Origin of the sequence: Rhodanobacter sp. IGA1.0, from assembly GCF_040208325.1 — a bacterium.
Taxonomy (GTDB): domain Bacteria; phylum Pseudomonadota; class Gammaproteobacteria; order Xanthomonadales; family Rhodanobacteraceae; genus Rhodanobacter; species Rhodanobacter spathiphylli.
The window spans coordinates 1,140,761-1,162,223 of record NZ_CP157948.1 but is presented as its reverse complement, the minus strand read 5'-3'; the positions used below and the strand labels follow the sequence as shown (position 1 = coordinate 1,162,223).

Genomic DNA, 21,463 nt, shown 5'->3' with positions numbered 1-21,463 from the left:
ATGCACGACATTGCCGTACTGGGCGCCACCGGCTCGATCGGCGGCAGCACGCTCGACGTGATCGCCCGTCATCCCGGGCGCTTTCGCGCCACGGTGCTGACGGCGCACCGCCAGGTCGAAGCCCTGGTCGACTTGTGCGCGAAACACCGGCCCGAACTGGCGGTGATCGCCGATCCGGCGCTGGAAGGGGAACTGGCCCGTCGCCTGACCGCCGCGGGGGTGCGTTGCGAGGTGGCCAGCGGCCATGCCGCGCTGACCGCGGCCGCCTCCGGCCAGCTGTGCGACACCGTGGTGGCCGCCATCGTGGGCGCTGCAGGGCTGGAGTCCACGCTGGCCGCCGCGCGCGCGGGCAAGCGCCTGCTGCTGGCCAACAAGGAATCCATCGTGATGGCCGGCCCGCTGCTGCTGGAGGCCGTCGCCACCGGCAAGGGCGCGCTGATTCCCGTCGATTCCGAACACAATGCGATCTTCCAGTGCCTGCCCGGTGGCCGACCCGAGCTGGCTCGAAGCGGCGTGCGCCGGCTGGTCCTGACCGCCTCGGGCGGCCCGTTCCGCGGCCGCACCCGGGCCGAACTGGCCGGCATCACGCCGGACCAGGCCTGCAAGCACCCGAACTGGGTGATGGGGCGCAAGATCTCGGTCGACTCGGCCACCCTGATGAACAAGGGCCTGGAAGTCATCGAAGCCCACCACCTGTTCGCCGCGCCGGCCGAGGTCATCGAGGTGGTGGTGCACCCGCAGAGCCTGATCCACTCGATGGTGGAGTATGTCGACGGCTCGGTGCTGGCCCAGCTGGGCAATCCGGACATGCGCACCGCGATCGCCCATGCCCTGGCCTGGCCGGAGCGGATCGAATCCGGCGTGCCGTCGCTGGACCTGGCCCGCTGCGCCCCGCTGCAGTTCGAGCCGCCGGACCTGACCACCTTCCGCTGCCTGGCGCTGGCCTTCCAGGCCTTGCGTGCCGGCGGCGACGCCCCGGCCATCCTTAACGCGGCCAACGAGGTCGCCGTGGAAGCCTTCCTCGGCGGCGCGCTGCCGTTCCTGTCGATCGCCGACGTGGTCGAGGCGGTACTTGCGGAACTGCCGGCGCAAGCCGTGGTCGATGTTGGAACGCTTTGTGAACGCGACCGCATGGCGCGGGAGGCCGCCCGGCGCGTCCTGCGCGATGCTTGCTGATATTCTTGCTCCGATGACTTTCTGCCCCGGTACTTGATGACTTCCTTCTTCGGCTCGGTGTTCTGGTTGCTGGTCACGCTCGGCGTGCTGGTGACCTTCCATGAGTTTGGCCATTACTGGGTCGCGCGCCGCTGTGGGGTCAAGGTGCTGCGCTTCTCGGTCGGCTTCGGCAACGCGATCTGGAAACGCATCGGGCGCGACGGCACCGAATACCAGATCGCCGCGATTCCGCTGGGCGGTTACGTCAAGATGCTGGACGCCCGCGAGGGCGAGGTCGACCCGGCGTTGCAGTCGCGGGAGTTCACCGGCAAGTCGGTGTGGAAGCGCATCGCCATCATCGCCGCGGGCCCGGGCTTCAACCTGATTTTCACCGTCGCCGCGTTCTGGCTGATGTTCATGCTGGGCCGGCCCGATGCCGCCCCGCTGGTCACCGCCACGCCGCAGAGCATCGCGGCCAGGGCCGGCATCCAGCCCGGCGACCGGATTCTCCGCGTCGATGGTGAAGAGGTCGGCACCTACACCGATGCGATGGACGGCGTGGTCAACGCCTTGCTGGGACGTTCGCCGCTGCCGCTGACCGTTCGGGGCACCAATGGTCGCCAGCGCGAACTGGTGCTGCCACTGGATGAGCTTCCCCCCGGCGAAGGCGTGGCCAGCTATCTGGATCAACTGGGACTGAAGCTGGCCTCGTCCCCGGCCATCGCCGACCACGTCCTGCCCGGCAAGCCGGCATCGCTGGGCGGCATGCAGGACGGCGACCGGATCGTCTCGATCAACGGCCAGCCGGTGAACGACTACGCCACCTTCCAGAAGCTGGTGCCGATCGAGGCAGCGAAATCGGCGCACCTGAAGCTGGCGATCGAGCGGGGCGGCAAGCCGCTGGAGCTGGCGGTCGACGCGCGGCACGAGTCGATCGAAGGCCAGCCGGTCACCTGGATCATCGGCGTCAACGGCCCCGGCCCCGAACAGGTCACCTTGCGTTACGGGCCACTCAAGGCATTTTCCGCCTCGCTCGACGCCACCTGGCGCAATACCGCGCAGACCTTCAACCTGATCGGCAAGATGATCAGCGGCCAGGCTTCGACCAACAATCTGTCCGGCGTCATCGGCATCGCCTCGGTGGCGAACCAGTCCGCCAGCATGGGCCTGCCCTGGTTCCTCAACTTTCTGGCGCTGGTTTCGCTGAGCCTGGCGATCCTCAACCTGCTGCCGATCCCGGTCCTGGATGGCGGGCACCTGCTGTATTATCTTGTGGAGTTGGTCAAGGGCAGTCCGGTCAGCGAACAGACGATGGTGATCGGCCAGTACATCGGCATCGCCCTGCTGTTCACCCTGATGGGACTGGCTTTCTACAACGACATCCATCGCATGCTGCCGTCGTGATGCCGACGCACGGCGACAACGGGATCACGATGTCAGGCCTGACTGCGCCAGCCGCGGCAAGCTGCAGCGGTGTTTCAGGTTGCACCCTGTCTCGGCAGGGCGCGTTTCTTTTTCGGGAAGGGGTTCGTCCCTGCCCCATGCTCTTGATCGGGGCGGCCGCGCTGGCCGCTTCATCGAAATAACCAACGGAATCGACGATGAAGCGTATCGCCGCGCTGATCCTGCTTGCCTCCCTCTCCGCCAATGCGTTCGCGTTCGACCCCTTCGTGGTGTCGGACATCCGCATTGACGGCCTCAGCCGCATTTCCGCCGGTACCGTCTACAACTACCTGCCGATCAACAAGGGCGACCAGCTGACCAACGACGGGGTACAACGCGCCATCCGCGCGCTGTACCAGACCAAGTTCTTCAGCGATGTCGAGATGGATCGCGAAGGCAGCATCCTGGTGATCAAGGTGGTCGAGCGCCCCTCGATCGCCAAGCTGACCCTGCGCGGCAACAAGGACATCAAGACCGACGACCTCAAGAAGGGCCTGAAGGAAATCGGCCTCACCGAGGGCGAGACCTTCGACCGGCTGGCGCTGGACAACGTGCAGCAGGAGCTGATCCGGCAGTATTACAACCGCGGCAAGTACAACGTTTCGGTCGAGCCCCACGTGACCCGGCTGGATCGCAACCGCGTCGCCGTCGAGATCGAGATCCGCGAAGGCAAGGCCGCAAAGATCAAGGAACTGAACATCCTCGGCAACCACGCCTTCAGCGACAAGGAAATCCGCGACGGTTTCGAATCGGACACCAGCAACTGGATGTCCTGGTATTCGAAGGACGACCAGTACTCGCGCGAAAAATTGTCCGGCGACCTCGAGAAGCTGCAGTCCTACTACATGGATCGCGGCTACGCCGACTTCGGCGTCGACTCCACCCAGGTGGCGATCGCGCCGGACAAGCGTTCGATGTACATCGACGCCAGCATCAAGGAAGGCGAGATCTACAAGGTCAGCGACGTGAAGCTGCTGGGCGACCTGATCCTGCCTGAAAAGACCATGCGCCAGCTGGTTTTCACCAAGGCGGGCGACACCTTCAATCGCGGCGCGATCGAAGCCAGCAGCAAGGCGATCAAGGCCGTGCTGGCCAATATCGGCTACGCCTATGCCAAGGTCACGCCGATTCCCAAGCTGGACAAGGAAAAGCGCACGGTCGACCTGACCATGTACATCGAGCCCGGCCAGCGCGTCTACGTGCGCCGGGTGATCTTCCAGGGCAACACGCGCACCGAGGACGGCGTGCTGCGCCGCGAGCTGCGCCAGCTGGAGGGTTCCTGGTATTCGCAGGCCGCCATCGACCGTTCCAAGGTCCGCCTGCAGCGGCTGGGCTACTTCAAGACGGTCGACATCGACAAGTCCCGCGTGCCGGGTACCCAGGACAAGGTGGACGTCACCGTCAAGGTGGAGGAGCAGTCCGCCGGCAGCATGCAGTTCGGCATCGGCTACTCGCAGTATTCGGGCATCATCCTGAATGCCTCGGTGTCGCAGAACAACCTGTTCGGCACCGGTGACAGCTTCTCGATCAGCGGCGAGCGCAGCACGTACTACACGCGCCTGGGGATGAACTACTACAACCCCTACCTCACCGACAGCGGCATCGGCATCGGCTACAGCGCCTCGTACTCGAAGACCGACTACGGCAACACCGACTTCGCCAACTACGCCACCAGTGCGAAGAGCTTCTCTTCCTACCTCGGCATCCCGATCAGCGAAACCGACGGCTTGCGCGTGGGCCTGGGCATCAGCAGCAACAAGGTCAACCTGTACCCGGGCTACAGCCCGCTGGTGCTGATCGACTACCAGAACGAGATCGGCAACAAGACGATCCACACCTGGACCGGCACGCTGGGCTGGAACCACGACACCCGCAACGGCTACTGGGCGCCGACCCGCGGCGGCCTGATCTCGGCCTCGACCGACGTCGCCCTGCCCGGCTCGACCGTGCAGTACTGGAAGCTCAGCACCGAACTCAACCACTACTGGCCGATCGGCAAGGGCTTCGTGCTGTACCTGGATGGCCAGGTCGGCTACGGCAAGACTTACGGCAAGAACGGCCTCAGCGACGATGCCTACGATGCATTGGCCGCGGCCAGCAAGGCCGACAATGTCAACCAGAACCACATCATCACCGACATGCGCCAGGATCTTCCGTTCTGGCAGAACTACTACGCCGGTGGCGTGCGCGACGTACGCGGTTTCCAGGACAACACCCTGGGTCCGCGCGTGTGCATCGATGGCAGCACGCCCGATGCCAAGGGCATGTGCAACAACGGCGCCTACTACTCCCAGCCGATCGGCGGCGCGTTCAAGGTTCTGGGCACGGCCCAGGTCTTCCTGCCGCTGCCGTTCCTGAAGGACGTCAACACCGCGCGCGTGTCCTGGTTCATGGACGTCGGCAACGTGTTCAAGGACTACAAGAGCTTCGATGCCTCCGAACTGCGCGCGTCGACCGGCATCTCGCTGCAGTGGCAGGCGCCGATCGGCCCGCTGATCATCAGCCTGGCCGTGCCGTTCCGCTCCAAGGACGCCGATCGCCATTACGAGGAACGCATCCAGTTCACCTTCGGCAGCCAGTTCTGATTCCATCCCCAGGCGAACCGGAAAGCGCGGCCCTGCCGCGCTTTCTTTTGCCGGATGGTTCGACTGCACGCCGCGCCGCCACCCTCTACAATGGCCGGCAGGTTCCGGAGCAAGCATGAGCACAATCCATTACACGGTGGCTGGGCTGGCCGAGCGGTTCGGCCTGGTCGCAAGCGGCGATGGCGCGCGGGTGATCGACGGTGTCGGCACCCTGGCGGGCGCCGGCCCCAGTCAGCTCAGCTTCCTGTCCAACAGCAAGTACAGCAGCCAGCTGGCGGCCACCCGCGCCGGCGTGGTGGTGCTGCGCGAAGCGGACCTCGCCACGTGCCCGACAGCGGCGCTGGTCGCCTCCGACCCCTACGTGGCCTACGCGAAACTTGCCGCCCTGTTCGAACGGATGCCTGCCGCCGCAGCGGGCATCCACCCCAGTGCCGTGGTGGCCGACAGCGCGCAGGTCGATCCCGGCGCCAGCGTCGGACCGGGCTGCGTGATCGGCGAGCGCGCGGTGATCGCGGAGGGAGTGGTACTCGGTCCGCACTGCATCGTCGGCGAGGACTGCACGGTCGGCGCGCATTCGCGGCTGGTCGCCCGGGTCACCCTGGTGACCCGGGTCACGCTGGGCCAGCGCGTGCTGGTGCACCCCGGTGCGGTGATCGGCTCGGACGGCTTTGGCCTGGCCTTCGAGCGGGACCACTGGATCAAGCTGCCCCAGCTCGGCGGCGTGCGCGTCGGCGACGACTGCGAGATCGGCGCCAACACCACGATCGACCGCGGCGCGCTGGACGACACCGTGCTGGAAGAAGACGTGCGGCTGGACAACCAGATCCAGATCGCCCACAACGTGCATGTCGGCGCGCACACTGCGATGGCCGGCTGCGCGGCGGTCGCCGGCAGTGCGAGGATCGGCCGTTACTGCATGATCGGCGGCAACGCCGGCGTGCTCGGCCATCTGGAACTGGCCGACCGGGTTACCATTACCGCCAAGAGCCTGGTCACGCATTCGATCCGCGAACCTGGCGAATATTCATCGGGCGTGCCCCTGCAGGACAACCGCCAGTGGCGGAAGAACGCGGCACGCTTCAAACATCTGGACGAGTACGCGCGTCGCCTGTCGACGCTGGAGAAGGACAGCGACAATGAGTGAAAACAGCGACTTCATGACCCTGCCGATCGATGTGGAGCAGATCCGGGAACTGCTGCCCCACCGCTACCCGTTCCTGCTGGTGGACCGCGTGATCGAGATCGTGCCCGAGGTCAGCGTGGTCGCGATCAAGAACGTGACCATCAACGAGCCGTTCTTCCAGGGCCATTTCCCCAGCCATCCGGTGATGCCCGGCGTGCTGATCATCGAGGCGATGGCGCAGGCCGCCGGTCTGCTGACCCAGGTCAGCCGCCACATGAAGGGCGACAAGGTCAGCCCGCTGTTCTATCTGGTCAAGGTCGACAACGCGCGCTTCAGCGCCCCGGTGGTTCCCGGCGACCAGTTGCGCATGGAAGTCAGCCTGAAGCGGCTGATGCGCGGCATGGGCATTTTCGAGGCTCGCTCCCTGGTCGATGGCAAGGAGGTGGCCAGTTGCGAACTGATGTGCGCCGCGAGGTCGGGCAAATGATCCATCCCACCGCATTGATCGACCCCTCCGCCATCATCGGCGCCAACGTCAGCATCGGCGCGTACAGCGTGATCGGTGCCGAGGTGGAGATCGGCGAAGGCACCGTGATCGGGCCGCATGTGGTGATCGAGGGGCCGACCCGGATCGGCCGCGACAACCGGATCAACCAGTTCGCCTCGCTGGGCGGCGATCCGCAGGACAAGAAATGGCAGGGCGAACGCACCGAACTGGTGATCGGCGACCGCAACCTGATCCGCGAATTCACCACCATCAACCGCGGCACCGGTGACGGTGGCGCGATCACCCGACTCGGCAACGACAACTGGGTGCTGGCCTACGTGCACATCGCGCACGACTGCCAGATCGGCAACAACGTGGTGTTCTCCAACTACTCGGCGCTGGCCGGGCACGTCAGCATCGGCGACTGGACGATCCTGTCCGGCTACTCCGGCGTGCACCAGTTCTGCAAGGTCGGCGCGCATGCCTTCATCGGCATGGGCTGCCTGGTCGGCCACGACGTGCCGCCGTTCGTGATGATGGCCAACGAGCAGCACGGCCGGCCGCGGGGCATCAACAGCGAAGGCCTGAAGCGCCGTGGTTTCGACGCGCCGCGGATCGCCGCGATCAAGCGTGCCTACCGCACCCTGTACATGGCCGGCCTGTCGCTGCCCGAAGCCCGCGAAAAGCTGGCCGAGCAGGCCCGCGAAAGCGACGACGTGCGCGCCATGCTGGAGTTCCTCGACCACAGCGAGCGCGCGCTCGCGCGCTGACACTTGCGCTGCGCGGGAATCGGGAATGGAGAATCGGGAATGGTTACAAGCCAAAGCAGCCACCAGCATTCTTCGCCTGCGTTCGTGCTGACGCCATGACTTCCACGAAGCAGCCGGAATCCGCGGCGCCCCCGATTCCCGATTCCCGATTCCCCATTCCCGGCTCTCAAACCATCGCCATCATTGCCGGCGAAGACTCCGGCGACCAGCTCGGCGCCGACCTGATCGCCGCCTTGCGCCGACGCTATCCGCAGGCGCGTTTCGTGGGCATCGGTGGCGCGCGCATGCAGCGCGAAGGCTTCGAGTCCTGGTACGACATCCACGAGCTGTCGCTGTTCGGTTTCAGTGAAGTCATCCTCCACCTGCCCCGGCTGCTGCGCCTGCGCAAGGCGCTGGTCGCGCGCCTGCTCGAGCTGAAGCCCGACGTGGTGGTCGGCATCGACGCGCCGGATTTCAACCTCGGCGTCGAACAGCGCCTGAAACAGGCCGCCCTGCTGACCGTGCATTACGTCAGCCCCTCGGTCTGGGCGTGGCGCGAAAAGCGTGCCGAGAAGATCGGCCGCAGCGCCCATCGGGTGCTCTGCCTGTTCCCGATGGAACCGGCGATCTACGCGAAGCACGGCATCGATGCGCGCTTCGTCGGTCACCCGCTGGCCGACCGTTTCGCCCTGGTGTCCGACCGCGTGGGCGCGCGCGACGTGCTGCAGTTGCCGCAAGCTGCGCCCGTGCTCGCCGTGCTGCCCGGCAGCCGGCTTTCCGAATTGAGCCGGCTGGGCCAGCCGTTCATCGAGGCCGCCAGTCGCGTCGCCGCGGCCGTCCCGGGCCTGCGCGTGGTCATTCCCGCGGCCAATGCCCGGGTCCGCGCGAAGCTCGACGCGCTGCTCGCCCGCGTCCCCCAGGGTGAATCCCGCCCGCTGCTGCTCGACGGCCATGCGCACGAGGCGATGCTGGCGGCCGACGTGGTGCTGCTGGCGTCGGGCACCGCCACGCTCGAGGCGATGCTGGCCAAGCGGCCGATGGTGGTGGGCTATCGCGTGGCGCCGATGAGCTATCGCATCGCCCGCGCGCTGAAGATGCTGAAGACCGACATCTACTCGCTGCCGAACATCCTCGCACGCGCCAGCGGCATCGATATCGGTGGCGGCCTGCTGGTGCCGGAACTGATGCAGGACGACTGCACCGCGGAGAAGCTCGCTGCCGCCACCCTGTCGCTGTTCAAGGACAGCGAACGGCGTGGCGCGGTGGTCGCCGCCTTCGAGCAATTGCACCAGGCGCTGCGTGGCGGACTGGACGATCAGGCCGGCGATCGCGCCGCGGCAGCCATCGCCGAACTGATCGATGCACGGAATCCCGGCCATGGCTGAGCGTTCCGCGAGTACCTGCGCCCCACCTCAATCCTCTCCCTCAGGGGGGTGGAGGCAAACGCAAGAAGAAGCGCGGAACCCGATGGAGGCGAGCCTGTTCGTGGCCGGCGTGGACGAAGCGGGACGTGGCCCGCTGGCCGGCCCGCTGGCCGTCGCCGCGGTGATCCTCGACCCGTCCCGCCCGATCGCCGGTCTGGACGATTCGAAGAAGCTCAGCGAGGCGAAACGCGAGGCGCTCTACCCCCTGATCATCGAGCGCGCGCGGGCCTGGTGCGTGGTGCTGATCGAACCGGACGAGATCGACCGCCTGAACATCTTCCAGGCCACCATGACCGGCATGAGCCGCGCCGTTGCCGGCCTCGCACCGGGTGCGCACGAAGCCCTGGTCGACGGCAACCGGCTGCCGAAGGACCTGCCCTGCCCCGGCCGGGCGATCGTCGGCGGCGATGCGCTGGAACCGGCCATCAGCGCCGCCTCGATCCTGGCCAAGGTCAGCCGCGACCGCCTGATGGTGGCCATGGAAAACCTCCATCCCGGCTACGGCTTCGCCGCGCACAAGGGTTATCCCACCCCGGCGCACCTGGCCGCGCTGCAGATGCTCGGTCCCTGCGCCCAGCACCGCCGCAGCTTCGCCCCGGTGCGGCTGCTGCTGGATCAGGCAAGGCTGTTCTGACCGACCGGGGCGCTTGTTCCCGTTCCAGCCACGATCGCGCATCCCGATGAGATTGATCCGCATAGGCCATCGGTCTATGCAACTTTCCCCCGCGCGCGCGCATCATTACCTCCAAGGAAACCCGCACAGCACGGATGCGCCCGTTGCACCGGCCCGTACTGACCTGCCGGCCCGCTCGCCAGCGAACTCGCACGCGTTCCCAGGGAACGCAGGAGTCACGCCATGATGCATCCGCAAAGCCACCCGACCACCCCGTCGCCATCGACCGCGGCGTCCGCATGGAACCCGCTTCCCGACACGACCGAGCGCATCGACGAACCCCCGCTGTCGCACGCCGACTACAACCTGCAGCCGCTGCGGGTACAGGCTCTCGATCATTACGTGGACACCGCCGGCGAGGACGAGCGCTTCTTCATCCGCTGAGCCGGAAGGCCGTCCCGATCAGGCCACGCGGCCCGACTTCCTCGCTCCGCGGCATGTTGCTACGCTGGCGCGTGCCCAGGGGGAAATGGAAGAGATGCGCCGAATCGCGATCATGCTGCCAGGCCTGCTGCTTGGCCTGCTGCTTTGCTGCCATGCCGTGGCCGGCGACAGGCCGCGGCTCCAGCCGGGCGACACGCCGCCGGATACGCTGGGCACCACGCAGCGAGGCCAGGAGGTGACCGTCTCCTCGCTGCACGGCAAGGTCGTGGTGATCAGTTTCTGGGCCACCTGGTGCGGCTACTGCATGGAAGAGATTCCCGTGCTGGCCAAGCTGCAGTTGCTGGCGACCCGGCGCGGCCTGCCGCTGCAGGTGGTGGCGGTCAATCACCGCGAAGACCGCGACACCTTCGTGCGAACCTCGCGCGTACTGCGCAGGAGCCTGCCCGAACTGCTGGTCACCTGGGACCGTGACGGCGCGATCGGCAAGCCCTACGGCGTCAGCGGCATTCCGGTGATGGTGATGCTGCGTCGCGACGGCAGCATCGCCCACGTCCATGTCGGCTACGGTGCCGACATGCTGGACACGCTGGTCGGCGAGATCAACGCCCTGCTGCTCGAACAGCCTGCCGCGACGGCGGCCGTCGCCAGGCCTTGAGTTGATCGGGCCTTGAGCCGATCGGGCGGGGCGCCAGCGCGCTTCGCGCAAACCGCGCGGAAGTCAATCTTGCCGCTGCCCCGGCCGCCGGGTAGCCTGCATGAATTCAGTGCGTAAACCGGCATGACCGTCAGCTACACCCACCTGCACCTGCACAGCGAATATTCGCTGGTCGACTCGACCATCCGCATCAAGGCGCTGGTCGCCGCCTGCGTGCGCGACGGCATCCCGGCGGTGGCACTGACCGACGACAGCAACATGTTCGCGCTGGTGAAGTTCTACAAGGCCTGCAGCGCCGCCGGCATCAAGCCGATCGGCGGTTGCGACCTGTGGATTTCCTCCAGCGACGACCCGCGTCCGTGGCGACTCACCCTGCTGTGCCAGAACCGCGACGGTTATCTCAACCTGTCGCGGCTGGTCTCGCGCGCGTGGCAGGAGGGCCAGCATGGCGGACGCGCCCTGGTCGACGCGTCGTGGCTCACCGCCGGCGCCACCGAGGGCCTGATCGCCCTGCTCGGACGCGACAGCGAGACCGCTCGCCTCGCCATCGGCCAGGGCATCGACGCGGCACAGGCCAGATTGCGTCCGCTGGCCCGGCTGTTTCCCGACCGGCTGTACCTGGAGCTGACCCGCTGCGGCCGCGACGGCGAGGAAAACTGGAACACCGCCGCACTGGCCCTGGCCGGCGAACTGGCGCTGCCGGTGCTGGCCAGCAACGACGTGCGCTTCCTCAAGCAGGACGACTTCGCCGCGCACGAAGCGCGCGTGTGCATCAACCAGGGCCGCGTGCTGGCCGATCCCAAGCGCCCCCGCGAATACAGCGACCAGCAATACCTGAAGACGCCCGCCGAGATGGCCGCGCTGTTCGCGGATCTTCCCGAGGCGCTGGAAAACAGCGTCGAACTGGCCAAGCGCTGCACGCTGGAACTGAAGTTCGGCACGTATTACCTGCCCGACTTCCCGGTGCCCGAGGGCCACGACCTCGACAGCCATATCCGCGAGCTGTCGCGGCAAGGCCTGCGCGAGCGCCTGGAACACGCGCCGCTGGCAGCCGATCACACGCTGGACGACTACCACGCCCGGCTGGAACGCGAGCTGGACGTCATCGTCAAGATGGGTTTCCCCGGCTACTTCCTGATCGTGGCGGACTTCATCAACTGGGGCAAACAGAACGGCATCCCGGTCGGCCCCGGGCGCGGTTCGGGCGCCGGCTCGCTGGTGGCCTGGGCGCTGAAGATCACCGATCTCGACCCGCTGCAGTTCAACCTGCTGTTCGAGCGCTTCCTCAACCCCGAACGCGTGTCGATGCCCGACTTCGACATCGACTTCTGCATGGATCGCCGAGACGAGGTGATCGACTATGTGGCGCGCAAGTACGGTCGCGACCGCGTCAGCCAGATCATCACCTACGGCTCGATGGCGGCCAAGGCCGTGCTGCGCGATTCCGGTCGCGTGCTCAGCATGCCGTACGGCCAGGTCGACCGGCTGGCCAAGATGGTGCCGCCGCGACCGCTCGACCTGACACTTTCCGACGCGCTCGGCCGCTCCGAGAAATCGAAGAAGGAGACCGACCGCGTCGTCAAGGAGTTCTGCGAAACGTACGAGCAGGACGAGGACGCCCGTGCCCTGATCGACCTGGCGCTGAGCCTGGAAAACCTCACCCGCAACGCGGGCAAGCACGCTGGCGGCGTGGTGATCGCGCCGACCCCGCTGACCGACTTCGCGCCGCTGTACTGCGAAGCCGGCGGCGGCGGCGTGGTGACCCAGTACGACAAGGACGACGTCGAGGCGGTCGGCCTGGTGAAGTTCGACTTCCTCGGCCTGCGCACGCTGACCATCATCGACTGGGCGGTCAAGGCGATCAACGCGCGCCGCGCGAAAGCCGGCGAGGCCCTGCTCGACATCTCGGCGCTGCCGCTGGACGACCCGGCGTCGTACGAGCTGCTGAAGAAGGCGCAGACCGTCGCCGTGTTCCAGCTCGAATCCTCCGGCATGCAGCGCATGCTGAAGGACGCGAAGCCCGACCGCTTCGAGGACATCATCGCGCTGGTGGCGCTGTACCGCCCCGGCCCGATGGACCTGATCCCCAGCTTCGTGGCGCGCAAGCACGGCCGCGAGGAAGTGGAATATCCCGACCCGCGCGTCGAGCCGATCCTGAAAGAGACCTACGGCATCATGGTCTACCAGGAGCAGGTGATGCAGATGGCGCAGATCGTGGGCGGCTACTCGCTCGGCGGCGCCGACCTGCTGCGCCGCGCGATGGGCAAGAAGAAACTCGAGGAAATGGCCAAGGAGCGCGCCAAGTTCCGCGAGGGCGCGGCGAAGGACGGCCTTTCCGGCGAAAAGGCCGACGCGATCTTCGACCTGATGGAGAAGTTCGCCGGCTACGGCTTCAACAAGTCGCACGCCGCCGCCTACGCGCTGGTCTCCTACCAGACCGCCTGGCTGAAGGCGCACTACCCGGCCGAATTCATGGCCGCCACGATCTCCTCGGACATGGACAACACCGACAAGGTGGTGACCTTCCTGGACGAATCGCGCGCCATCGGCATCGCCGTGCAGCCGCCGGACGTCAACGCGTCCGAGTACATGTTCGTGGCGATCGAACCGAAGGTGATCCAGTACGGCCTCGGCGCGATCAAGGGCGTCGGCCAGGGCGCGTGCGAGGCCATCGTGGCCGAGCGCGCGCACGGCAAATACACCGACCTGGCCGACTTCTGTCGCCGCGTCGATCCGACCCGGCTCAACCGGCGCGTGCTGGAAGCGCTGATCATGGCCGGCGCGCTGGACGCGCTGGCGGCCAACCGCGCCAGCCTGATGCTGCAACTGCCCGACGCGATCAAGGCCGCCGAACAGCACCTGCGCGACAGGCAGTCCGGCCAGAACGACATGTTCGGCGCGGCGATGGGCAATACCACGCCAGTAGTGAAAATTGACCTGCCGACCGTGCCCGAATGGCCGCTGGAACAGAAGCTGCAAGGCGAGCGCGACACCCTGGGCCATTACCTTTCCGGCCACCCCACCGACCCGTGGAAGGAAGAGCTGGCGCAGCTGTCGACCTGTCCGCTGGGCGAGATCGTCGATCGCTACCAGCCGCCGAAACCGCGCAAGAACGACGACGGCGACAACAACCGTTTCCGCCGCGGCCCCGACACGCCATGGACCGTCGCTGGCATGGTCACCGCCGTGCGCAAGCGCGGCGACAGCGACGCCTTCGTGCGGCTGGAAGACGGCACCGGCATCATCGAGGTCAGCTTCTTCGGCGAGCTGTACCAGCAGATGGCGCCGCTGCTCACCCGCGACCAGATGCTGGTGGTCGATGGCGGCCTGCGCATCGATGACTTCTCCGGCGGCGGCTTCCAGCTGCGTGCACGCAGCGCGTTGTCGCTGGAAGACGCCTGTCGCAAGCATGCACGCCTGCTGCAGCTGAAATTGAACGGCATCGGCCCCGACTTTGCCGCCCAGTTGCAGCGCACCCTGGCCGGCTACCGCGGCGGTCGCGCCAGCGTCACCCTGCATGGCTACCGCAACCGCAGCGCCCAGGCCGACCTGGAACTGGGCGAAGCCTGGCGCGTCGACGCCATCCCCGACCTGCTGCGCGCCGTCCGCGCACTGCCCGGCGTGCAAGCCGCCCGCCTGCGCATCGTCAAGCAGCAGGATTGAGATACCGCCGGGGCGCATGTAACCACTGTCTGCGAGCACGCATGGAGAGACCGATGACCGTTGCCCACAAATGGACTTTCGCGCTGTTCGGCCTGGTCGCTTTCGGCGGCGTCCATGCGCAGCAGGCACATCCCGACGCGCCGTTTCTGTGCGAGGGAGGCGACGGCAGCACCGACCGGACGACACTCGCCGAAGTCGTCGGCGACGGACGCGCCCACTTCGTCGCGGGCACCGACGACTGCCCTTCCACGGCGGATCGCTGCCGGGAAAAGGCCTACCTGATCCCGGGTGACCAGGTACTGGCGGGCGACGTCCGCGGCGACTACGCCTGCGTCATGTTTCCCGACAACCAGGATGGACACGCCGGCTGGCTGCCGCGCAACCGCCTGCGGCCGGTGCTGGCGCAGCCATCACCGTCGGCATGGGAAGGCGACTGGGTGCAGGGGGACAACCGCATCACGATCCGCCATGACAACGGCATGTTGCGTGCCGACGGCGAAGCCTATTACCCGATGGCCGACCCGCCGCCGGACCAGTTCCCCGGCGGCCCCAACCTGGGCGCCATGGGCGGGGAGGCACGGCCCAGCGGCCATCACGCAACCTTTGTCGACGATGCGTGCGAGGTGAGCGCCTTCCTGGTCGGGAAGTTTCTGGTGGTCAGCGACAATCACCAATGCGGCGGACTCAACGTCCGCTTCGACGGCATCTATCGACGCCGGTAGGCCTTCGCGGGATTACTTGCCGCCCCGCTCCATCATCGCCTTCAGGTCGGCAAACGGGTTGCCCGTCGCCGGCGGCGCTTCCTCCACCGCCATCACCCCGCCGCGCACGTGGTCGATGTGCCGCGAGTGCTCGTTGTCGTGGCAATACACGCACAGCAGTTCCCAGTTGCTGCCGTCGGGCGGGTTGAAGTCGTGATCGTGGTTGCGGTGGTGCACGGTCAGCTCGGACAGGTTCGTGCGGGTGAACTCGCGGGCGCAGCGGCCGCACACCCACGGATACATCTTCAGGGCGCGCTCGCGGTAGCCCAGCTCGCGCTGCTCGGCGGCGTGCCGGGCCTCGGCCACGATGCGGTCGAGTTTCGCGTTGTCGATGGGCTTGCTTGACATGCAGATGATCCGGTGGCGGGTGCGGGGGCGTGACGGGGCGGACGATAGCGCAATCGCGCTGCCCGTGGCAGGCCGGGTGTCGACCCCGTCACAGCCATACGGCGGCGTTCTCGCGTTTTGCTGCGGGACGCTATACTGGAGCGCTTCAGTACCGTGAATTGCAGCGAATGAACCCCAACTTCCTCGATTTCGAACAACCCATTGCCGAACTGGACGCGAAGATCGAAGAGCTTCGCCACGCCAGCGATGGCCAGGCGTTCAATATCGAGGACGAGGTCGGCCGCCTGCGCGAGAAGCTGAAGATCAAGACCGCCGAGATCTTCCGCAACCTCAACTCGTGGCAGACCACCCAGCTGTCGCGCCACCCGGCGCGTCCCTACACGCTCGACTACATCGGCGTGATCTGCGAGGAATTCCACGAGCTGGCCGGCGACCGCATGTACGCCGAGGACGCCGCCATCGTGGGCGGCCTGGGCCGCGTGAACGGTCGGCCGATGGTGATCATCGGCCACCAGAAGGGCCGCAACACCAGGGACAAGGTACGCCGCAATTTCGGCATGCCGCGCCCGGAAGGCTATCGCAAGGCGCTGCGCCTGATGAAGATGGCCGAGCGTTTCGGCCTGCCGCTGCTGACCCTGATCGACACCCCCGGAGCCTACCCCGGCGTCGGTGCCGAGGAGCGCGGCCAGAGCGAGGCGATCGCCCGCAACCTGCTGGAAATGGCCGAACTCAAGGTGCCGATCATCTGCACCGTGATCGGCGAAGGCGGCTCCGGCGGCGCGCTGGCGATCGGCGTGGGCGACCGCACCAACATGCTGCAGTATTCGACCTATTCGGTGATCTCGCCCGAAGGTTGTGCCTCGATCCTGTGGAAGAGCGCCGACAAGGTGAAGGACGCCGCCGAGGCCCTGGGCATGACCGCCCCGCGCCTGTTCGAACTGGGCCTGGTCGACAAGGTCGTGCGCGAACCGCTGGGCGGTGCCCACCGCAACCCGCGCTCGATGGCGATCCGCCTGAAGGCCGTGCTGCTGAAGCAGCTCGACGAACTCCAGGCGATGCCCGTACCCGACCTGCTCGAACAGCGCTACCAGCGCCTGCGCAGCTACGGCGCATACCAGGGATAGGCGCGAAACCCTGTCGCAGGGGCGCGCCGGCCTCGGCCGAGGCGTCGTCTCCGGCATGGCCGGAACATGCCGGCAGTCACGTAGCGCCAGCAAAATGGCTTGGATACCATGATCCGTCAGGCGCCAATGCATTCGTGCGGACGCGACTGAACTGAAGTGACCCGCTGGTGTCCGCACGCATGTGCGCAATGGGCGGGAGTTCGCCAGCGCTCTCGCCCATCACGCCATGGGCTCCTGAAGCATCGAGCGCATTTTGATCCTGGACATGACGGCCGCAAGGGGAATGCGAGCATGAAATTCATCAGTCTGACGTTCGTACTCGTTGCCGCCTGCGTATGCCAGCTACCGGGTGACGCACGTGCCCAATCTCCCCGGAGCGAACAAGCCGCGCCGCTCGCCAAGGCGGCGACCGGGCCCGCCCCGATCCATTTTCATTATTTCGATGCCGGGCTGACGTCCAGCCCGGCTCATCCGCTGGACACCAAATCCTTGCAAGCGCTCGGCCAGCGCTGGGTGGCGCAGTGCTCGGAGGGCGGCCAGTTCGCGAGTCTCGCCGCCACTTTCGCCCCGAACCCCTCGTTTTCGGCCAAGGAACGCGAAGCCCTGTCGAAGCGTTTCGACCAGGCCCGTTTCGAGGCCCTGGCCACGGCGGCATGGCGCAAAGCCAACGCGACACTCCCCCAGGCAGCACCACTGAACCTGTGCGTCGAACTGGTCGACGCGCACAGCGAATTCATCACCAAGGCAATGCATGGCGTGACCGGCCTGACCGCAGGCAGCGGCCGGATCATGCTCAAAGTGTCGGTCGATGCAGACTGGGCGCGCATGCTGCCGTACGCATTGGCGCACGAACTGCACCACAGTTACTGGGCGAGCCATGATTTCGATCCCGCCAAGCCGTTCTCCCTGCTCGACTACATGGTCTTCGAGGGGCGCGCGGACTACTTCGCCCACTTGCTCTATCCCGACACGTTCGCGCCGTGGGACGAAGCCCTGACCGATAGCCAGTTCGCGGCATTGTGGCCACGGCTGCGCGGCGACGCGGACAGCACCGATTTCGCAATGATGCGGGCGGTGATGTTCGGCGACCCTCGTCAGCAGATCCCGCAATGGGCCGGCTACAGCGTCGGCTACCGGCTGGTAGCCCAGCGCATGCAGCTCAAGCCGGCCATGGACATCGCGACCATGACCGCCGCGCCGGCATCAGCCTTTCTGCCGGCTGTCCCGGTCAACGGCCGCTGACGGAACCGACAGCACAGCCATCGCCACGGCGCCCCGCCATTGCCGGCAGCACAAGGGCTGGAGCGTGCGCGGAGCATGCGGGGCCCGCTCGCGTGGCAATGCCGTGGCGTTGGCGCAAGACCGGCGAGTCGCTCAGGGGTCCGGACGGACCGCAACGCCGGGTCAGGGCGCGATACCATCGCGTCACCGAACTTTTCACCGGAAACGCCATGGCCCACGACAAGCTCGCCGTACTGATCGACGCCGACAATGCCCGCCCGGCCATCGTCGAAGGGTTGCTCGCTGAAATCGCGAAATACGGCACCGCCCACGTCAAGCGCATCTACGGCGACTGGACCAAGCCCGACTTGAACGGCTGGAAGGAAGTGCTGCTGCGCCACTCGATCCAGCCGATCCAGCAGTTCCGCTACACCGTCGGCAAGAACGCCACCGACTCGGCGATGATCATCGATGCGATGGACCTGCTCTACGCCGGGCGCTTCGACGGTTTCTGCATCGTGTCCAGCGACAGCGATTTCACCCGGCTGGCCTCGCGCATCCGCGAATCGGGGCTGACCGTGTACGGCTTCGGCGAGCGCAAGACGCCCGAACCGTTCCGCACCGCCTGCGACAAGTTCATCTACACCGAAGTGCTGGCCGGCACCGCGGCGACCGCCGAGGCCGAGGCGGCACCGAAGCAGCGCTCGGCCAAGGAACTGCGCGGCGACACCCACCTGATGAACCTGCTGCGCGGCGCCATCGAGGCCGCCTCGGACGACACCGGCTGGGCCGGCCTGGGCGCGATCGGCAGCATCATCAACAAGCAGTCGCCCGATTTCGATTCGCGCAACTACGGCTACGCCAAGCTCAGCGGACTGATCAAGGGCATCGGCCTGTTCGACGCCGAGGAACGCCACATCGGCAACGGCAAGCACATCTACGTGCGCCAGCGCATCGCAAAAAAATGAGCAACCGGAAGTGAGCGACACGCTGCACCGGCACCTGCGCCGCGCGCTCGAAACCCTGCCGCCCGCACCGCTGTGCGTGGCCTTCAGTGGCGGCCCCGACTCCACCGCCCTGCTGCATGCGCTGGCGCAACTGGCGCCGGCGCGCCAACGCGGGCTGCGGGCATTGCATGTCGATCACGGCCTGCATGGGGACAGCGGGCTCTGGGCGGAACATTGCCGGGCGTTCTGCGCCACGCTCGACATCCCCTGCGAGGTCTTGCCGGTGCAGGTGCGACGCGGCAGCGGCAGCGGCCTGGAAGCGGCCGCACGCGAGGCGCGCCACGCCGCGCTGGCGGCCGGGCTGCGCGAAGGCGAGCTGCTGCTGTTCGCCCATCACCGCGACGACCAGGTCGAAACGGTCCTGCTGAAACTGCTGCGCGGCGCCGGGCCCGAGGGGCTGGGCGGCATGCGTGTCTTGCGCCGCTTCGGTCGTGGGCAGCTGTGGCGCCCGTTGCTGGAACTGTCCCGCCAGCAGCTGCACGACTACGTGGCGGCACAGGGGCTGGCCTGCATCGACGATCCGTCCAATGCCGACATCCACCTGGCGCGCAATCGCCTGCGCCACGAGATCCTGCCACGGCTGCTGCGCTTCTGGCCGCAGGCGCCGGATTCGATCCTGCACAGCGCCGCATTGAGCCGCGCGGCGGCGGACACATTGCGCACGCAATGGCTGGCCGCGTTCGACGAACTGCACGACGCATCCAGCGGCAGCCTGGACGCCCCTGGCTGGCTGGCATTGGCGCCGGCGCTGCGCGAACCGCTGCTCGACCACTGGCTGCACGCGCGTGGTCGCAGCGCGCCCACCGCGGCGCAACGCCGGCAGATCGAGCGTCAATGCGCGGCACGTGCCGGCCGGCTGCCCTGCATTCGCTGGGACGATACCGAGCTGCATATCTGGAAGGGCCGGCTGTGGGCGCTGCCGGCCGCCGTCGACATCGATGACCGGTGGCAGACTGACTGGCATGGCGAGCCTCTGGCCCTGCCCGATGGGGGCGAACTGACCCTGGACGATCCTGCCGTCCGCCTCGCCGAACCCTTGCGCGTGCGGCTGCGGCGCGGCGGAGAGCGCATCAAGCCGGAGGGCGACGCGCATACCCGGGAATTGCGCGACCTGTTCCAACAGGCGCGGATGCCGCCGTGGCGGAGAGCGTGTTGTCCGCTGATCCTTGCCGGCGATGAGCTGGTGGCGGTGGCGGATTGTTGGCTCAGTGGCCAGGGGGCGGAGCTGTTTCGGAAGGTGGGGGCGTGGCCGCTTTGGCGGGCGGGGCGGTGAGTCGGGGCGGGGCGGCCCTCACCTCAATCCTCTCCCGCGGGCGGGAGAGGAGGCTGACGTGCCGAGCGGGAGTCGGGCTTCGTGCTTCGGCTTGGCTCGGTGGGTCGGGTTTCGGTGGTGGATTGGCTTTCCGGATTGATTCGGGGGGCTTGCTGCGTTAGCGTTGCGGGCCATGGCCAAGACCGTTCCCGCAACCAGCAAGACCCCGCCCGTCGCCGACTTCGAACACTCGCTCGACGAGCTGGAGCAACTGGTCGCGAAGATGGAAGGTGGCGACATGAGCCTGGACGATTCGCTGGCCTCGTTCGAGCGCGGCATCGGTCTGTTCCGTCATTGCCAGCAGTCGCTGGAACAAGCCGAATTGCGCGTGCGCCTGCTGCTTGATCCCGATGCCCCCGACAGCGCCCAGCCGTTTGAACCCGAACTCTGATCACGCCGAGCTCGGCCCTGCCCTGCAGTCCCTGATCCAGCGCGCCGAACAGGCGCTTGATCGGCATCTGCCGTCCGCCGGACATTCCCCCGCCGAACTCCACCGCGCGATGCGTTACGCCGTGCTGAGCGGCGGCAAGCGGCTGCGTCCGCTGCTGGTCTACGCTGCCGCGCAGGCGCTGGGCCATGACAGCGCCACGCTGGATGCGCCAGCCTGCGCGGTGGAGCTGATCCACGCCTATTCGCTGGTGCACGACGACCTGCCTGCGATGGACGACGACGCCCTGCGCCGCGGCCGGCCCACCTGCCACATCGTGTTCGGCGAGGCGATGGCGATCCTCGCCGGCGACGCGCTGCAGGCGCTGGCGTTCGAGATCCTCGCCGACGACGCCGCGCGCCAGGTCGAGGCCGCCACCGGCATCGCCATGCTGCGTGCACTGGGCCGGGCCTGCGGCGCCGAGGGCATGGCCGGCGGCCAGGCGCTCGACCTCGCCGCGGTCGGCCGGCATTTGGGCCTGGACCAACTGGAACACATGCACGCCTGCAAGACCGGTGCGCTGATCCGCGCATCGGTGCAGCTGGGCGCGCTGGCCGCCGGCGCCGACGACGGCATGTTGCAGTCGCTCGACCGCTACGCCCACGCGGTCGGCCTGGCCTTCCAGGTGCGCGACGACATCCTCGACGTGGAAGGCGAGTCGGCGGTGATCGGCAAGACCGCCGGCAAGGACGCCGCCGCCGACAAGCCCACCTTCCCGTCGATCATCGGCCTCGACGCCTCGCGCGCCCGGCTGGCCGAACTGACCGAGCAGGCCCTGGCCGCGATCGCGCCGCTGGGCACGCGCGGCGAGCTGTTGCGCGAGCTGGCCCTGTATTCCGCGCTGCGGGTGCGCTGAGCCGTTCGCCGCGCGCGGCAACTTGCTGCACAACGGTTCCTGTGCTGCACTCGGACACTGTCGCCA

Annotated in this window: 19 protein-coding genes; 18 read left to right on the top strand and 1 reads right to left on the bottom strand. The window is 67.3% G+C overall.

The genetic code is table 11. The annotated features are described in order from the left end of the window. The 12 genes from ABNK63_RS05130 (at nucleotide 1) to ABNK63_RS05075 (ending at nucleotide 15,063) form a co-directional block, all read left to right on the top strand. Nucleotides 1-1,176, top strand: coding sequence for a 1-deoxy-D-xylulose-5-phosphate reductoisomerase (locus ABNK63_RS05130; RefSeq protein WP_007804460.1), 1,176 nt, complete (start codon nucleotides 1-3; stop codon nucleotides 1,174-1,176). Between the two features lie 36 nt (nucleotides 1,177-1,212). Next, nucleotides 1,213-2,559 carry an RIP metalloprotease RseP gene (gene rseP, locus ABNK63_RS05125; RefSeq protein ID WP_350016861.1) on the top strand — a complete coding sequence of 449 codons (1,347 nt, stop codon included), beginning with the start codon at nucleotides 1,213-1,215 and terminating at the stop codon, nucleotides 2,557-2,559. Nucleotides 2,560-2,756: 197 nt separating this feature from the next. Next, nucleotides 2,757-5,183 (top strand): outer membrane protein assembly factor BamA, encoded by a 2,427-nt coding sequence (gene bamA / locus ABNK63_RS05120; RefSeq protein WP_007804456.1) that lies wholly within the window; start codon nucleotides 2,757-2,759, stop codon nucleotides 5,181-5,183. A 115-nt stretch (nucleotides 5,184-5,298) separates the two neighbouring features. Then, nucleotides 5,299-6,327, top strand: coding sequence for a UDP-3-O-(3-hydroxymyristoyl)glucosamine N-acyltransferase (lpxD, locus tag ABNK63_RS05115; protein WP_007804454.1), 1,029 nt, complete (start codon nucleotides 5,299-5,301; stop codon nucleotides 6,325-6,327). Continuing rightward, on the top strand, nucleotides 6,320-6,793 hold the full coding sequence (gene fabZ / locus ABNK63_RS05110) for a 3-hydroxyacyl-ACP dehydratase FabZ (RefSeq protein WP_007804453.1): 474 nt from the start codon (nucleotides 6,320-6,322) through the stop codon (nucleotides 6,791-6,793). The genes lpxD and fabZ overlap by 8 nt, the downstream gene beginning before the upstream one ends. Next, nucleotides 6,790-7,563 (top strand): acyl-ACP--UDP-N-acetylglucosamine O-acyltransferase, encoded by a 774-nt coding sequence (gene lpxA / locus ABNK63_RS05105; protein WP_007804451.1) that lies wholly within the window; start codon nucleotides 6,790-6,792, stop codon nucleotides 7,561-7,563. The genes fabZ and lpxA overlap by 4 nt, the downstream gene beginning before the upstream one ends. A 95-nt stretch (nucleotides 7,564-7,658) precedes the next feature. After that, nucleotides 7,659-8,927, top strand: a complete 1,269-nt coding sequence (lpxB, locus tag ABNK63_RS05100; RefSeq protein WP_007804449.1) for a lipid-A-disaccharide synthase — start codon at nucleotides 7,659-7,661, stop codon at nucleotides 8,925-8,927. Between the two features lie 82 nt (nucleotides 8,928-9,009). Continuing rightward, entirely contained in the window at nucleotides 9,010-9,600 is a 591-nt protein-coding gene (gene rnhB / locus ABNK63_RS05095) for a ribonuclease HII (RefSeq protein WP_007804447.1), read from the top strand. A gap of 222 nt (nucleotides 9,601-9,822) precedes the next feature. Beyond that, complete coding sequence (locus ABNK63_RS05090) at nucleotides 9,823-10,023, top strand: hypothetical protein (protein WP_007804445.1); 201 nt, start codon at nucleotides 9,823-9,825, stop codon at nucleotides 10,021-10,023. Between the two features lie 94 nt (nucleotides 10,024-10,117). Beyond that, on the top strand, nucleotides 10,118-10,678 hold the full coding sequence (locus ABNK63_RS05085; protein ID WP_007804443.1) for a TlpA disulfide reductase family protein: 561 nt from the start codon (nucleotides 10,118-10,120) through the stop codon (nucleotides 10,676-10,678). A gap of 123 nt (nucleotides 10,679-10,801) precedes the next feature. Beyond that, the gene (dnaE, locus tag ABNK63_RS05080; RefSeq protein ID WP_007804441.1) at nucleotides 10,802-14,341 is read left to right on the top strand and encodes a DNA polymerase III subunit alpha; all 3,540 of its coding nucleotides are present in this window, start codon (nucleotides 10,802-10,804) and stop codon (nucleotides 14,339-14,341) included. A 53-nt stretch (nucleotides 14,342-14,394) separates the two neighbouring features. Continuing rightward, a complete protein-coding gene (locus ABNK63_RS05075; RefSeq protein WP_350016860.1) occupies nucleotides 14,395-15,063 on the top strand; it encodes a hypothetical protein in 669 nt (222 codons plus the stop codon). Nucleotides 15,064-15,075: 12 nt separating this feature from the next. Here ABNK63_RS05075 and ABNK63_RS05070 read toward each other — a convergent pair whose 3' ends face one another. Next, nucleotides 15,076-15,450 carry a YajD family HNH nuclease gene (locus ABNK63_RS05070; RefSeq protein WP_007804437.1) on the bottom strand — a complete coding sequence of 125 codons (375 nt, stop codon included), beginning with the start codon at nucleotides 15,448-15,450 and terminating at the stop codon, nucleotides 15,076-15,078. 167 nt (nucleotides 15,451-15,617) lie between these two features. Here ABNK63_RS05070 and ABNK63_RS05065 point away from each other — a divergent pair, with 167 nt between their 5' ends. From ABNK63_RS05065 to ispA, 6 genes are all read left to right on the top strand, one after another. Next, entirely contained in the window at nucleotides 15,618-16,574 is a 957-nt protein-coding gene (locus ABNK63_RS05065; protein WP_007804435.1) for an acetyl-CoA carboxylase carboxyltransferase subunit alpha, read from the top strand. Between the two features lie 291 nt (nucleotides 16,575-16,865). Further along, entirely contained in the window at nucleotides 16,866-17,816 is a 951-nt protein-coding gene (locus ABNK63_RS05060) for a DUF2268 domain-containing putative Zn-dependent protease (protein ID WP_350016859.1), read from the top strand. 209 nt (nucleotides 17,817-18,025) lie between these two features. Continuing rightward, nucleotides 18,026-18,763, top strand: coding sequence for an NYN domain-containing protein (locus tag ABNK63_RS05055; protein WP_350016858.1), 738 nt, complete (start codon nucleotides 18,026-18,028; stop codon nucleotides 18,761-18,763). A 10-nt stretch (nucleotides 18,764-18,773) separates the two neighbouring features. Further along, nucleotides 18,774-20,075: a tRNA lysidine(34) synthetase TilS gene (gene tilS, locus ABNK63_RS05050; RefSeq protein ID WP_350016857.1), complete on the top strand. Its 1,302-nt coding sequence runs from the start codon at nucleotides 18,774-18,776 to the stop codon at nucleotides 20,073-20,075. 172 nt (nucleotides 20,076-20,247) lie between these two features. Further along, the gene (locus ABNK63_RS05045) at nucleotides 20,248-20,505 is read left to right on the top strand and encodes an exodeoxyribonuclease VII small subunit (protein WP_007804428.1); all 258 of its coding nucleotides are present in this window, start codon (nucleotides 20,248-20,250) and stop codon (nucleotides 20,503-20,505) included. Beyond that, the gene (gene ispA / locus ABNK63_RS05040; protein ID WP_007804426.1) at nucleotides 20,489-21,397 is read left to right on the top strand and encodes a (2E,6E)-farnesyl diphosphate synthase; all 909 of its coding nucleotides are present in this window, start codon (nucleotides 20,489-20,491) and stop codon (nucleotides 21,395-21,397) included. Before ABNK63_RS05045 ends, ispA begins: the two co-directional genes overlap by 17 nt. Nucleotides 21,398-21,463: the final 66 nt, after the last annotated feature.